General features: G+C 69.4%; 7 protein-coding genes. 5 read left to right on the top strand and 2 right to left on the bottom strand.

What is annotated here, in order from left to right:
• Positions 1–614: 614 nt before the first annotated feature.
• The 4 genes from ltrA to WMF46_RS34575 all read left to right on the top strand — a co-directional run bounded on the left by ltrA (position 615) and on the right by WMF46_RS34575 (position 5,329).
• Entirely contained in the window at positions 615–1,952 is a 1,338-nt protein-coding gene (gene ltrA, locus WMF46_RS34590) for a group II intron reverse transcriptase/maturase (protein ID WP_437981098.1), read from the top strand.
• A 32-nt stretch (positions 1,953–1,984) separates the two neighbouring features.
• A complete protein-coding gene (locus tag WMF46_RS34585; protein ID WP_437987964.1) occupies positions 1,985–2,950 on the top strand; it encodes a VOC family protein in 966 nt (321 codons plus the stop codon).
• Between the two features lie 204 nt (positions 2,951–3,154).
• Positions 3,155–4,138 (top strand): helix-turn-helix transcriptional regulator, encoded by a 984-nt coding sequence (locus tag WMF46_RS34580; RefSeq protein WP_437981097.1) that lies wholly within the window; start codon positions 3,155–3,157, stop codon positions 4,136–4,138.
• A 204-nt stretch (positions 4,139–4,342) separates the two neighbouring features.
• Positions 4,343–5,329, top strand: coding sequence for an NAD(P)-dependent alcohol dehydrogenase (locus WMF46_RS34575; protein ID WP_437298591.1), 987 nt, complete (start codon positions 4,343–4,345; stop codon positions 5,327–5,329).
• A gap of 543 nt (positions 5,330–5,872) precedes the next feature.
• Here the strand turns inward: WMF46_RS34575 and WMF46_RS34570 are convergent.
• The gene (locus WMF46_RS34570; protein WP_437981096.1) at positions 5,873–6,601 is read right to left on the bottom strand and encodes an enoyl-CoA hydratase/isomerase family protein; all 729 of its coding nucleotides are present in this window, start codon (positions 6,599–6,601) and stop codon (positions 5,873–5,875) included.
• A 346-nt stretch (positions 6,602–6,947) separates the two neighbouring features.
• On the opposite strand from WMF46_RS34570, the gene WMF46_RS34565 reads away from it, so the two are divergent.
• Positions 6,948–8,972 (top strand): leucine-rich repeat domain-containing protein, encoded by a 2,025-nt coding sequence (locus WMF46_RS34565; RefSeq protein WP_437981095.1) that lies wholly within the window; start codon positions 6,948–6,950, stop codon positions 8,970–8,972.
• A 99-nt stretch (positions 8,973–9,071) separates the two neighbouring features.
• Here WMF46_RS34565 and WMF46_RS34560 read toward each other — a convergent pair whose 3' ends face one another.
• Positions 9,072–13,937 carry an AAA family ATPase gene (locus tag WMF46_RS34560; RefSeq protein ID WP_437981094.1) on the bottom strand — a complete coding sequence of 1,622 codons (4,866 nt, stop codon included), beginning with the start codon at positions 13,935–13,937 and terminating at the stop codon, positions 9,072–9,074.
• Between the last annotated feature and the right edge of the window lie 213 nt (positions 13,938–14,150).

The following is a 14,150-nucleotide window of genomic DNA, read 5'->3' as shown; positions in this document are numbered from 1 at the left end:
AATGAATCTCTCCCTCTTGCCGTCTCTCGCTCCCCGCCTCCCCGCCTCCCTGTGAAATCTCTGTTTTTTCTCGGGGTTTCAACCCGTTTGTCGCTCGTGCGCCAGGCCAAGCCTGGGCGAGGAGGATGCGATGAGCTGAAACTTCGCGAAGAAACCCGGCGGGTGAGAGTCCCGTCCGGCAAGGTTGGCCCACCAGCCGGAAGCGAGTCTTGCGTGGCGCTGGGTGACCGGCGGCGCGAAGCGTAGACAGCGAGCGTGCGGGCCGTGGGATAGAGCCTCGAAAGAACGGAAGTCGTGGGGCCGACGCCGTGAGCGTAGCGGAAGGCAACATCGTCGCGTCAAGAGCGAGCCCGGGTAGCCCCCACTCGCAGGGCCTGGCGCGGCGACCCACCGGGGTCAGAGACCAGGGCACGTACGCAAGGGTTTCCCGAGGAACCTGGGAGATCCCGCCGCCTCCACCGAGAGGTGGAACCGCCGAGCGGAGCGCAAGCGAGCGGAGCGGGGGCGGCGGGAAGTCGGAGTGCATTCGTAGTACCGCGGAAGCGGGGGAACCAACCCGAGGGACCCCGTGGAGGGAAGGGGAGCACCGGGACACGGGATCGTTGGAGGGAAAGATGAAGGAGACATCGGGCTCCGAAACCGTCTGCACGAAACTCGAACGGATAGCGGAGCTGGCGCGGCAAGCTCCCAGCATGGGGCTGACGACGCTCGCCCATCACATCGACCTGGACTGGATGCGCGAAGCCTACCGACGAACGCGCAAGGACGGCGCGCCCGGCGTGGACCGGCAGACCGCGGAGCATTACGCGGAGCAGCTGGAGGACAACCTCCGGTCGCTGCTGGAACGAGCCAAGGCGGGCACGTACCGCGCGCCGCCGGTGAGGCGGGTCCACCTCCCGAAGGGCAACGGGGAAACACGCCCGATCGGCATCCCGACCTTCGAGGACAAGATCCTGCAGCGCGCGGTGGCGATGGTGCTGGAAGCCATCTTCGAGCAGGATTTTCTTGACTGCTCGTACGGCTTCCGGCCTGGCCGCTCGGCACACCAAGCGCTCGCGTCGTTCTGGGACAAGGCGATGGAGATGGCGGGTGGATGGGTCATCGAGGTCGACATCCGAAAGTTCTTCGACACGGTGGACCGTCAGCACCTGATGGCTGCGCTGCGCCGCAGGGTACGAGATGGCGTGCTGCTCCGTCTCATCAGCAAGTGGCTGCACGCGGGAGTGCAGGAAGACGGTAGCGTCAGCTACCCGGAGGCCGGCACACCGCAGGGCGGTGTGATCTCGCCGATCCTGGCGAACATCTACCTGCACGAGGTGCTCGACACGTGGTTCGAGCGCGACGTCCGACCTCGGCTTCGAGGCAGGGCACATCTCATCCGCTACGCGGACGACGCGGTGCTGCTGTTCGAACTGGAAGAAGACGCGCGCCGGGTGATGGCCGTGCTACCGAAGAGATTCGGCAAGTACGGGCTGAGCCTGCACCCGGACAAGACGCGCCTGCTGCCGTTCCGGCGGCCGCCGAAGAGACCCCCGCCGAGCGGCGGGGCGTCGCCGACGTGGCCGTCGACGTTCGAGCTGCTCGGCTTCACGCATCACTGGGGCAGGTCGCGGCGAGGCAACTGGGCGATCAAACGCAGGACCGCCAAGGACCGCTTCAGCCGCGCGCTGCGGCGCGTGGCGGAGTGGTGCAGGGACCACATGCACGATGAGCTGAACAGCCAGCAGGAGGGCCTGGCCATGAAGCTGCGGGGTCACTACGAGTACTACGGGATCACCGGGAACTCGGAGGCGCTCCGTCGCTTCGCCTGGGAGGTCGTGGCGGTGTGGCGCAAGTGGCTCGATCGCCGCTCGCAGAACGCCAAGATGACCTGGGAGCGTATGCACCGATCGCTGGAGAGGTACCCCCTTCCGCGGCCGCGCATCACGCACCCCGCTCCTGCCCGCTCGTAGCGAACCCGTGTCCCGAAGAGCCGGATGCGGGAATTCCGCACGTCCGGATCTGTGGGGGGCCGGGGGGTAGTCGACCCCGGCCTACCCGACTAGGCTTTCATCTGTCGCCGCCCGCCTACCCCGCGCTGTCGCCCGTGGAGGGCGAGCCTACCCGGCCGTTCGGCGCGGCGAACACCCACGCCGACTTCCCGCGCAGCTTTGTCGAGCTGATGACCTGCGTCAGGGACGACGGCTCCGCCCGGATCCCCGCCGGCGCGAAGATCATCCCCCTCCAGGCTCCCCCCGAGCACCTGCCGCGGATCATGCAGGCCATCCGCGCGACGGTCGCCAGGATCGCCGCGTGCCTCGCGCGCTTCCAGGGCCTGCACATCCTCGTGCTCGGCGCGCCCGACGCCGCCGCCCTCGCCGGCCGCCTCAGCGCGGAGGGCGTCCGTCACGGGGGCGTCAACACCGTGCAGCGGCCGGTGGAGACCGCGGAGGGGCTCCGGATGGCGCCGGTCCGCCTGCTCGAGCTCGACAGCGGCGATCTGGAGGAGGCCGGGTCAGGCCGCGTCCCCGAGGGGAGGATCGCGATGGTGGAGGACCTGCAGGCGGAGCTGCTGCAGACGCAGCTGCACATGGATCATCCGAACGGCGCGGTGGACCTCGTCGACGCCGTGCTCTGCGTGGCCGAAGCTGATCTGCCCGAGGTCGAGCGCCGCTACGAGAAGTACACTGGCCGCAGCGCCCGCGCCGACGGACCGACGCGCGTCTTGGATCTCGAAGGCTCCCGGATCACCCTCGTCGCCGACTCCGATCTGGAGGCGATCTTGCCGGGCGAGCGCGCCCCCGCGCTCCCGGCCTTCGTGGCCTACGCGGTCGCGGTGCGGGACGTCGGCGCCGCGGGGAAGCTGCTGGAGGAGAACGGCTTCCCGCTGAGGGAGTCGGCCTCCGGGGACATCTTCGTTCCAGCCGGCGCGGCGCTCGGGACCGCCGTCATCTTCCGGAGCGCGGGCTGAGCACGCCCGGCGAGCGAACGTTGCCCGTCCGCGATCGCACAGAGCACGCCATCCAGCACCGGCAGGCTCCCCCGTGAGGGCCCGGGCGCCCATGCGGTCGCGACGTGCCAGCGCATCGTCCGAGGACCGAGGACCGAGGGTGAGCTGGTCCCTCACTGGCGGCCAGCCGGGCGCGGCACGTGCTAAAACGTCCGCATGGAGGCGATGAGGATCGAGGGAAGCGAGCGCGATCTCGAGACGTTCGCGGCGGGGATCCTCCAGGGCGCCGCGCCCATCGAGACGCCCACCCCGTTCGAGCGCCAGGTGCGCTGGGACCTGCAGGGCAACACGGGCCTCATCAGCGCCTCCACGCTGCGCTCCGGCATCTCCCTCTCCGCCAGCCGGTGCCGGTGGGCGTGGGCGTCGGGGATGGTCATCGACCACGCGCCGACGGGGCTGGAGTTCGTCCTGTCGCGAGGACCCCACATGCGGGTGAGGAGCAGCGAGGGAGACGGCTTTCTCCTCGGGGGCGGGACATTCCGCATCGGCCAGGTGAAGAGGCCGCTGAAGCTCGTGTGCGAATGGGACGAGTCGGCCGTCGGTCAGGATCAGGACAGCCTCTGCCTCACCATCGACGCATGGCGGCTCCGCGAGCTCCTGGGCTCGCAGGTCCTGCCTGCGCCCCTCGAGCGGATCGTGGCCCACACCGGGGGTTACCCGCGCGCGACGCACGCCATGTCGCCGACCCTGTACCGGCTGCTCGACGAGATCCTGGGCTGCGACGCCAGGGGTCTCTCCCGGCAGCTCTACCTGGAGGCCAAGGGGCTCGAGCTGATGGCGGCCATGGTCGATCAGCTGGAGGAGAGCGAGAGCGCAGCGTCGCCGCTCCTCTCGCAGCACGACATCGCGCGGCTCGAGCGGGCGCGGCACGCCCTGCTGGCGCGCATGGTGGACCCGCCGACGCTCCCGGAGCTCGCCCGGCACGCCGGGCTGAACGAGGTGAAGCTCAAGGCGGGGTTCCGCGCGCTCTTCGGCGCGCCGGTCTTCGCGTACCTCCGGAACCACCGGCTGGAAGAGGCCCATCGCCTGTTGCGCCAGCGGGCGTGCAACGTGACCGAGGTGGCGCAGCGGGTGGGGTACGAGAACCCGAGCAAGTTCGCGGCCGCGTTCCGCAAGCGGTTCGGCGTGCCCCCGTCGACGGTGGGCTGAGCGCCCTGGGGGCGACGCTCGCTGCCGCGGACGGCGAGGGGGCGCGCGGGGAGCATCGCCACGAGGGGTAGGCGCTGCCAGGGGCCGGCTCGAGGCACGGTCCTCCCGCTAGGAGCTGAAAGGCTCCTGCGTGGAGCGGCGGCGTGCGGCCTCCGGAACCACCCTCGCAGCGGGCGGCGAAGGGGCTCGCCCCGGGAGAATGCGATGAAGGCGATTGTTCAGTACGAATACGGTTCGGCGGACAACCTGCGGCTTGAGGAGATCCCCATGCCCGCGCTCAGGGACGACGGTGTGCTCGTGCGGATCGAGGCCGCGTCGGTGAACGCGGCCGACTGGCACATGATGCGGGCGGATCCGTTCTTCCTTCGGTTTCTCGGCTTCGGGCTCTTCGCGCCGAAGCACCGGGTGCCCGGCGCCGACATCGCCGGTCGGGTGGAGGCGGTGGGGAAGAACGTGACCCGGTTCCGGGTGGGCGACGAGGTGTTCGGGGATCTGTCCGCTCACGGGTGGGGAGGCTTCGCGGAATACGTCTGCACGTCGGAGCAGGCGCTGGCCCCGAAACCGTCGAACGTGAGCTTCGAGGAAGCTGCGGCCGTCCCCTTGGCGGCGTTGGCTGCGCTCCAGGCGCTCCGCGACTGCGGGCGGGCTCGGGCCGGGCAGCGGGTGCTCGTCAACGGCGCCTCCGGAGGGGTGGGGACGTTCGCTGTCCAGATCGCGAAGGCCCTGAACGCGGAGGTGACAGGGGTGTGCAGCACCAGGAACCTCGATCTGGTGCGGTCGCTGGGCGCCGATCACGTCGTCGACTACACGCGCGCGGACGTCACCCGGAGCGGGCACGAGTACGACCTGATCGTGGACGCGGCGGCTTACCGATCCGTCTCGGACTACCGGCGCGTGCTCCGCGATGGCGGCACGTACGTGCTCGTCGGAGGAACCACGGGCGCGTTTCTGCGGGTCGCGCTCCTGGGGCGATGGTCCGGGTCGAAGGCGATGAAGGCGCACGCGTCGCGTCCGAGCGCCGCCGATCTCATCGCCCTGACGAAGCTGATCGAAGCGGGCACGGTCAGGCCGGTGCTCGATCGGCGTTATCCCTTGAGCGGGGTACCGGAGGCGGTCCGCTATCTGGAGAGCCGTCGCGCGCGGGGGAAGGTGGTGGTCACGCCCGCCACCGCCGTCGTCCCGCCGTCGTGACGCGGAGCCTCCCGCGTCACGTCTCCAGATCGCGCTTCAGCCGATCGAGGAGAGCGACCGCGGCGGTGGCGTGGGGGCTGATCCACCGGTAAGATCAAGTGAGCCGCAGGGTTCCGTCCAATATGAATAAGTGAATCAGGGCGTTCCCGTGAGCTCAGTTGATCGATTAGGTGAAGTCGTCATTCCCGGCAGCATTACTTTGATCGCGGCTGTGTCCGCCGATCTGCGCCCGCCGCACGCGACGATGACAATGTGGTCGTCGGGGCGCTCGTCGCGCACAGGCGGTCTCATCGATTCATCGCTCCGGCAGGCTGTGCAATGACGGTGGCCACCTCGACGCGTGGATAGGCGATCGAACGAACATCGCCTCTCCAGGAGGGAGCCCGATCGTCCGGAGGATCGTCGGTCAATCGTCGTGTGCGGCGTGGCGGCGCGACTGGATGAGAGCGCCGGACTCTACGTGACGGCGAGGAGGCGGGGATGTCGGTGACTGGCCTGCTCAGGGGCGCGAGCGACGGCTTTTCTGCGTCGAGGGCTGCGCGTTCATGCCGGCAGAAAGGCCTGCTTCGAGGAGAGGAGCGCGTCCATCAGGGCCTCCCGCTCGGCCGTCGGCTGCGCCGCGACCCGCTCCCACGCGTCCCTGCGGAGGCTCGCCTTGGCGAGGCGGAACGCCGCGGCGGGGCGGCCGCACGCCGTGGCGAGGAAGCGGCGCGCGTCCTCGAGCGGCTCGGCGGAGAGCGCGTCGCCGACGCCCATGTCGAAGAGGCTCGCGGGGGAATGGAGCTCCGCGCCGAAGACGAGCCTCCGGAGCGCGCGGGCGGGAGAGGCGGTCCGGGCGATCTCGAAGGCGACGCGCGGGAAGGCGATGCCCACGGCGAGCTCGGGGAGACCGACCTTGTAGTCGCCGGCGCCCAGGGCGAGGAAGTCAGCGCACATCGCGAGCAGGAGGCCGCCCGCGATCGCATGGCCGTGAACGGCGGCGGCGAACGGCTTCGGAAAACGGAAAGCGGCGCCGAAGGCGGCGTCGAAGTCGTCAAGGAAGCTCCCGAGCCCCTCTCGATCGAGCGACGCGACCTCGCGGAGATCGAGGCCCGCAGACAGGCAGTTGCCTGCGCCGCGGACGAGCACGCCGCGCGCGGCGTCGTCCTCCGCGAGCCGCTGGAAGACGTCGGCCAGCTGGCGGAGCACCGCCTGGTTCATGGCATTGACCTTCGGTCGGCTCAGCGTGACCTCGGCGATGCCGTCTCTGGTGAGCACCTCGACGAATTGCATGGCGAGACGATCGCGCAGAGACGAGCGCGGCGCAAGCTCGCGCGCCCTGGCGCCCTGGCCCCAGCGCCGCGGTGATCAGGCTGCGTGTGCGAGATCGCAAGCGACCCCTCCTGCTAACGCGGCGCTCTATCAACAGATGATCCATGCACCGAAGAACCGCTTTCACGCCACAGCCACCCTGAGCGGACCTGTCAGCGGTCCCAGACGAGCGAGACGGGCACGACGCGCTCCGCATCTCCTGCAAAATTTCCGTGCAGTAAGCGCACAGTTCCAGCACCCGGCCGTCCTTGACGCGGGATCGCCGTGAGCCCAACCTCGCGGCATGCGGAACCCGTGGTGGGTGGGCGTGTTTGCGGTGATTGCGCTCGCGTCGGCCTGTGGGGCCCGGGACGCGCTCGACATCGAGGGACTTTCGGCGGAGGAAGGCGAGGTCGGATCGACGGCAGGGGCTGGCGGTGCCGGCGCCACGTCATCGAGCTCGGGCGACCCAGCGATCGGCGCGAGTGCCAGTTCAGGCGGTCCATCCTCGGGAGGTGGGCCGAGCGAGCCGGGCGTCGGGGCCGCGGGGGTCGGGGGTGCTGGGGGCGCCGGCGGCGCGGGCGCGGGTGGCGCGGGGGGCGCCGAGCCGGGGTGCGACCCGACCCGCGTGGAGAGCGGCACCTGGAACGTCAATCGCCAAGAGGCTCTCGAGAAGCTGCGCGGCGTCACCGTGCTCAATGGCAGGCTCAACATCGGCGGCGAGGTCTCCGACCTGTCCCCGCTCGCGTGTCTGACGACCATCTCGGGCCACCTCGTGATCAGCGACACCACGCAGCTGTCGAGCCTCGACGGCCTCGACTCCCTATCCCGCGTCGGGGCGCAGCTGGAGGTGGCGCGGAACGCGTCGCTGCTCCGCCTCGGCAAGCTTCCGAACCTCCAACAGGTCGAGGGGATCATCGAGATCCGTGAGAACCCGATCCTCGAGAGCGTCGCCGGCGTCGGGCTGAACGCCCATGAAGTGCACGTGATCGACAACAATGAACTCGATAGCTTGTCAGGCTTCGAAAGGTTCGAGGAAGGGGTGCTGTTGATCGAGGGCAATGACAACCTCGTGTCGCTGGACGGCCTGCAGGGCCTCCGCCGGGGGTCGCTCCGCCTGATCGACAACGATGCGCTCCTGTTCTTGCCAGGAATCGAGAATTTCGAGGAAGGGGAGCTCTGGATCGAGGGCAACGACGGGCTGGAGTCGCTGCGTGGGGCCGTGAACCTGCGCCGCGGGCGGATCAGCGTGATCGACAACGACGCGCTGGACAGCCTCGACGGCCTGGAGACCGTCGAGGATCTCGAGGAGCTCAACATCTCCGGGAACGACGGGCTCTTCAAGCTGGGCGGCGTCGGGAACCTCACGACCGTCCAGTACCTCATGTTGTCGGAGAACCCGCAGCTGGACTCGCTGTACGGCCTCGACCGCCTCCGTCATGCGGGATCCATCGCCATCGCGCGGAACGATCGCCTCCGGGACCTGATCGGGCTCGGGGGGCTCGAGACCGTCGACGGCCTCAACATCAGCGGCAATCCGTCGATGACCACCCTCACGGGCTTGTTCTCGCTGCGTGGTGTCATGTATGCCTATGTCGAATCGAATCCCGAGCTGGCGATCGCCGACGCTTTCGCGCATCTTCGCTCGGACTCGGGCGACGTGCCGTCGCTTTTTTTGATTTCCAACCCCAAGCTCATCAGGATCGAGCTCGGCGGCCTGACGCGCCTGCAAGAGCTGTCCATCGTCGGTTGTGGCTACCTGGCGGACCTGTCCGCCCTCGCCGGCGTGACCGAGCTGTCGGTGCTCTCCCTGGCCCAGAACACCGGGCTCGTGAGCCTCACAGGCATGGAGCAGATCTCGGATCTCTCTCTGCTGTCGATCGCGAACAATCCCCGGCTCACGGATCTCCGGGCCCTGAGCGGCCTCCGCAACGTCCGAAACGGGATCGAGATCGTCGGCAACCGCGCGCTCACCAGTCTCGACGGGCTCGGTTCGCTCAGCGCGGGCGACGGCGTGACCGAGACCGTGTCGCTCCAGGGCAACGAATCGCTCGTCGATATCGACGCTCTGGGCGGCCTGGTCCGCGTGGGCCAGCTCGTCGTCCTGGACAACGACGCGCTGCTCGGGCTGGCGGGACTCGAGGGCCTGGCAGAGCTCGGTAGCCTCATCGTCGCGGGGAACCGCTCGCTCGCGACGCTCCGAGGCCTGGGCGCCCGGATGATCGGTTGGATGGAGATCATCGGCAACCAGAGCTTGCCGAGCTGCGAGGTCGAGGCGTTCGTGGAGCGCCTCGACGGGCCGCCCGAGGGCGTGCTCGCGGAGAACAACGGTACCGGGACCTGCTCGCCCTGAGCCCGGAGGGAGCCCGCCGCCGCGCGCGAACGACGCCGGCGCGCGCCCTGGGCCGAGGCGCCCGCGGCGGCCCTTCGCCGCGATGCGGAGCCGGCAGGCTCAGCGGCCCGCGAGGCGCCGCATGCAGAACTTGAGGGCCTCGCGCAGGGTGGCGTGCGTGCGGAGGGAGCGCAGGTCGACGTCGAGAGAGGTCATGGTGCGCGCGACCGCGGGGCGGATGCCGGTGACGATCGGCCGGACGCCCAGGAGCTCGACGGCGCGCATGATGCGGACGAGGTGGTCGGCGACGGCCTCGTCGATGGTCTCGACGCCCGTGGTGTCGAGGAGGGCGAAGCGCACGTCGCCGCGTGAGACCGCGTTGAGGAGGCTCTGCATCAGCTCGCCGGCGCGCTCGCCGTCCAGGGCGCCGATGAGCGGCACGGCCAGGACGCCATCCCAGACCTGGAGGATGGGGGCGGAGAGGGCGTGGATGACCTCGCGCTGCTGCTCGATGAGGGCGCGCTGCTCCAGCATCCGCTCCTCCTGCTCGCGCTCCCGCGCGGCATGGAGCACGCCGAGCTCGGCGTGCGCCGCGCGGAGCTCGGCCGTGCGGGCCTCCACCTTGTCCTCGAGCTGGGCGAAGAGGCGGGCGTTCTCCAGCGAGACGGCGACCTGCGAGGAGAGCAGGCCGAGGAGCTCGACGCGATCGTGCGTGAAGACCGCGCTGGCGAGCGCGTTCTCGAGATAGACGATCCCGAGGACGCGCCCCTGGTGGAAGATGGGCGTCGCGAGGAGCGATCGCGGCTGGACGGCCTTGATATACGGGTCGGATCCGAAGGCGGGATCGCTCGGGGCGTCGGCCATGACGACGCTGTCCTCGGTCCGCGCGACATACTGGACCACGCTGACGGCCAGATCGGAGCGGGAATCCAGAGGAGTCGAGGCGATCCGCTCGACGCCGCCGGCGATGTCGCCGGCGGCCTCGACGGTGAGGCGCCCGTCGCCCTTCAGGATCAAGAAGCCGCGGCGCGCGCCGGCGCTCTCGAGCATGATGCGCATCAGCGCCTCGAGCAGCCGGGACAGGACGATCTCCCCGGCGAGGGCCTGAGAGGCCTTGAGCACGCTGCGCAGGTCGAGGTCTCCCCCAAGGCCGGTCCTTGCGCCGGTAGGGGCGGGCAGCAGCACGAGATCGGGATAGTCGCGCTCGAGGCGGGCCATGGCGCTCGCGGCGCCCCAGCGCGCATACTGGGCGTGGGCCTCGGTCATGTAGGCGCGCGCGCTCGTGGTCCTGCCGAGCGCCAGGTAGCAGCGCGCGCAGAGCTCGTTGCCGAGGGCGCCGTCGTGGAGATAGCCGCCCTCGACAGCCGCGCGGATCCCTTCGTCGTAGAGATCCAGCGCCTCTCGCCTGTCGCCGCGCACGCGCGCGAGCTCGGCCGCGAGCAGGAGGTGGCGGTGCCTCATGTTGTCGGGCGCATGGCTCGCCCAGAAGGCGACCTTCTCGCCGAGGGCGCGGGCCTTGTCGAGGTACCGCTCCCGGGTCTCCGGATCCGCGCTGTCGGCCGCCTGGACGAGGGCGACACCGCCGTAGAAGTGGAACGGCGGGTTGCCCTGCCAGCCGGCGATCCCGATGATGGTGGGGTTCGCCTCCATCGCCAGCGCGGCCGCCCCCGCGTGGTCGCCCTGGAACACGCGCAGGAAGAGGCGGTAGAAGATGGTGAAGAAGAGCGAGGCCTGGTTGTTGACCTGAACCGCGCTGTCGACGAGCTCTTTGATCTGGACCCACTCGCCGGCCAGCTCCGTCGGCCCAGGATCCGGGCTCATGAGGTTCTCGCAGATCTGGCCAACGCAGGAGACCATCCAGGTGATGAAATTCCACCTGTCGAACTTCCTGATGGGCAGCAGCGACTGCGATTCGGCCTTGATCTCGGCGAGGGGGCGGCCGAGCAGGAGGGTCGCCGTGTTCGCGTTGGTCATGCAGTAGAAGGTCCAGACGTACTGTCCTGTCTCCAGGCCGGCATGGATGCCGGAGAACAGGACCTCTCGCCCCTTCTCGTAGCTCGTCCGCCAGTGCATGACGAACGCGCCCCACATGCAGGCGAGGATCGGGTCGTTCCGCTTGTCCGGATAGCGCCGGAGGATCTCGCCCGCGGCTTCGCCGAAGGCGTAGCCGAGCGGGATCCGGCCGCTGACGCACAGGATCTGGCCGAAGACGACGTAGGCGAAGACCGAGCTTTGCGAGACGCCGTATTGCACGGTGTCTCGGAGGATCTTCATCACGCAGAAGCCGAAGTTGTTGCTCGCGAGGAAGTAGCAGGACGAGATCATCTCCTCGAGCACGCTGTGCAGGACGGCGACCTCGGGGTCGGCGAGCCGCGGCAGATCGCAGAGCGACTCCATCGATCGGCCGTCGAGGAACCTGAGCGTCGCCTCGACGTCGCCGGCGACCGCCTCGTCCGACGGGAAGGGCGGGAGATCGATCCCGAAGGCGCGCAGGGCCACGAGCCCCTCCTCGAGGGCGGCGTGCAGATCGGCCTTGAGGATGTGGACCCGCACCTTGAGCCCGTGGGCCCGCGTCTTGTCGAGCCGGCTCCTCGCGTGGATCACGGCCCCTTCCAGCGTGGGGAGGGCGTCGTCCGGGCGGCCGGAGAGCCCCTGCATGAGGCCCATCTTCGTTGTGAGCGCGAAGCTGAGCTCGTACTCCGTCGCCCACGGATCGCCCGGGAGCCTGGCGATGCCCTCGGCCAGGTACTTGAGCGCGGCGTCGAACGCCGCGCTCTCCTCGGCCCGCTCGGCCGCGGCGAGGTTCATCCGCGCGAGATCGACGCGGGCCGCGGGGTCCTGGATCAGGTCGCCGGCGAGGTTCAGGTGGTTCACGACGTCGAAGAGAGAGCGCGCGTCGGACCCGAGCTGCTGCCGCAGGAGCACCCCGATGCGGTGGTGGAGCCCCGGCCGCTCCTCGACGGGGATCATCGCGTAGGCGGCCTCCTGGATCTTGTCGTGGACGAAGCGATGGTACGCGCCGTCGCCCGCGATGAGCTCTTCCCTGAGCGCCGGCTCGACGCGCCCGTAAAACTCGTCGATGGAGCACTCGCTGACGGTCGAGAGCGTGCCCAGATCGAAGCGGTTGCCGAGGGCCGCAGCGAGCCTGAGCGCGTCCTGCGCGGCGGGGGGCAGGCGGCGGATGTTGCTCCCCATGAGGTCGAGGACGTTGTCCGTGTACTCGAGGGCGCGTATCGCCTCGAGATCCCACGACCAGCGGCCGGCCTCATCGAAGGACAGCGCGCCGCTGTCGTGGATCGATTTGAGGAAGCGCTTGATGAAGAACGGGTTTCCGCCCGTCTTCTTCAGCACGAGGGCCGCGAGCTGCGCGCAGTCCGAGCGCCCGAGGCTGTCGCAGATCAGCGCCTTGACGTGCGGGAGCTCGAGCGGGGTGAGGACGATGGGCTCGATCTCGACGCCGCTCTTCCGGAGCTCCTCGACGGCGCGGATGAAGGGGTGCGTGGGGCTCACCTCGTTGTCGCGGTAGGCGCCGCAGAAGAAGAAGGCCCCGAGCTCCTCGGCCTCGAGCAGCGCGTTGACGAGGCTCAGGCTCGCGGCGTCGATCCACTGAAGGTCGTCGAGGAAGAGGACGATGGGGCGCCCCTGCCCCGTGAAGACGGAGACGAAGCGCTGGAAGGTGAGGTTGAGGCGGTTCTGCGCCTCGACGGGGCCCAGGGAGGGCACCGGCGGCTGCTCGCCGACGAGGAACTCGAGCGCGGGGAGGACCTCGCAGATGACCTGCGCGTTGCTCCCCAGCCCCTCGATCATCGCCGCTCGCCAGCGCGCGATGCGCGCCTCGCTCTCGGAGAGGATCTGCCGGAGCAGCGCGTCGAACGCCTGGAGCACCGGGCCGAGGGGCCGGTCCCGATTGAACTGGTCGTACTTGCCGGTGATGTAATAGCCCTTCTCGCGGGCGAGGGGCTTCAGGATCTCCTGCACCAAGGAGGACTTCCCGATGCCGGAGTAGCCCGAGACGAGGACGATCTTGCGCGTGCCGCCCAGGACCCCGAAGAACGCCTCGGTGAGGCGCTCGATGCTCTCTTCGCGACCATAGAGCTTCTGGTGGATCTGGAGCATGTACGCGGCGTCGCGCTGGCCCAGGTCGAAGCGATCGAGCTGGCCATGGTCGAGGCGCCGCCGACACTCGTGAAGGTCGGCCAGGAGGCCGCTCGCGGAGTGATAACGGTTCTCCGCGTTCTTGGAGAGCAGCTTCATGACCACATCGCCGAGCGCGGCGGGCACGGCGGCGTTTCGCGCCGCGGGGTGCTCGGGGATGTGGGCGATGTGGGCGTGGATGAGCTCGAGCGGATCGCTCGCCTGGAAGGGGACGGCCCCGGTGAGCATGCGATAGTAGAGCACGCCGAGCGAGTACAGATCGGAGCGGTGGTCGACGCTGCGGTTCATCCGGCCGGTCTGCTCGGGCGAGATGTAAGGGAGCACGTCGGAGATGACAGCATCGCTGTAGAGCGACTCGCGCTCCCGCGTGACCGCGGCGTCAACCCCGTAGTTCAGGATCCGGGCCTGACCGTCGCCGGAGACGAGGAAGCTCTTCGGCCTGACAGCGCCGTGCACGATCCCGTGTCCGTGGAGCACGCGCACCGCCTCGGCCATGGAGATGGCGAGCTCGAGGCACCTTTTCACGTCGAGACTGCCGCGCGCCGCGAGGTAGCTCTCGAGCTCGTCGCCCGCGCTGTCCTTGAGGACGAGGACGAGCTCCCCGTCGTGCTCCTCCAGGCCGTAGACCTTGACGACGCGCTCGGACTCGATTCGCGCGATGTGCTTGTACTCGTGCTTGACGCGGGCGCGGTCCACGATGCGCGAGCCGCCCGCGCCGAGCACCTTGAGCACCACGGGGGCGCCGTCGTCCGCGCGGACGGCGCGGTATCGGGCGGAGTCGCCTCTCGGATCGAAACGGCTGACGGAGTGATAGCTGGGTAGAGTGAGCATCACCGAATCGCTCGACAGGGACCCTGAGCGTACTCGAGCGCAGGAGCTGCGCCGCTGAAAGAACGTCCCATCCTATCATGACCTCGGCGCCGGCGCGGCGTCTGTCCGGCTCGCCGGGCATGACGGGGCGTCGCGGGCGAGCGGGCCCAGGATTGCGCCGTCGTTTCCCGTGGCAAAGCGCGGTCCTTTTGCCAACATCGCACATCGGCCGGC

The organism is Sorangium sp. So ce117 (assembly GCF_051524395.1).
GTDB lineage: Bacteria > Myxococcota_A > Polyangia > Polyangiales > Polyangiaceae > Sorangium > Sorangium cellulosum_B.
This window is presented reverse-complemented; position numbering and strand designations above follow the sequence as displayed.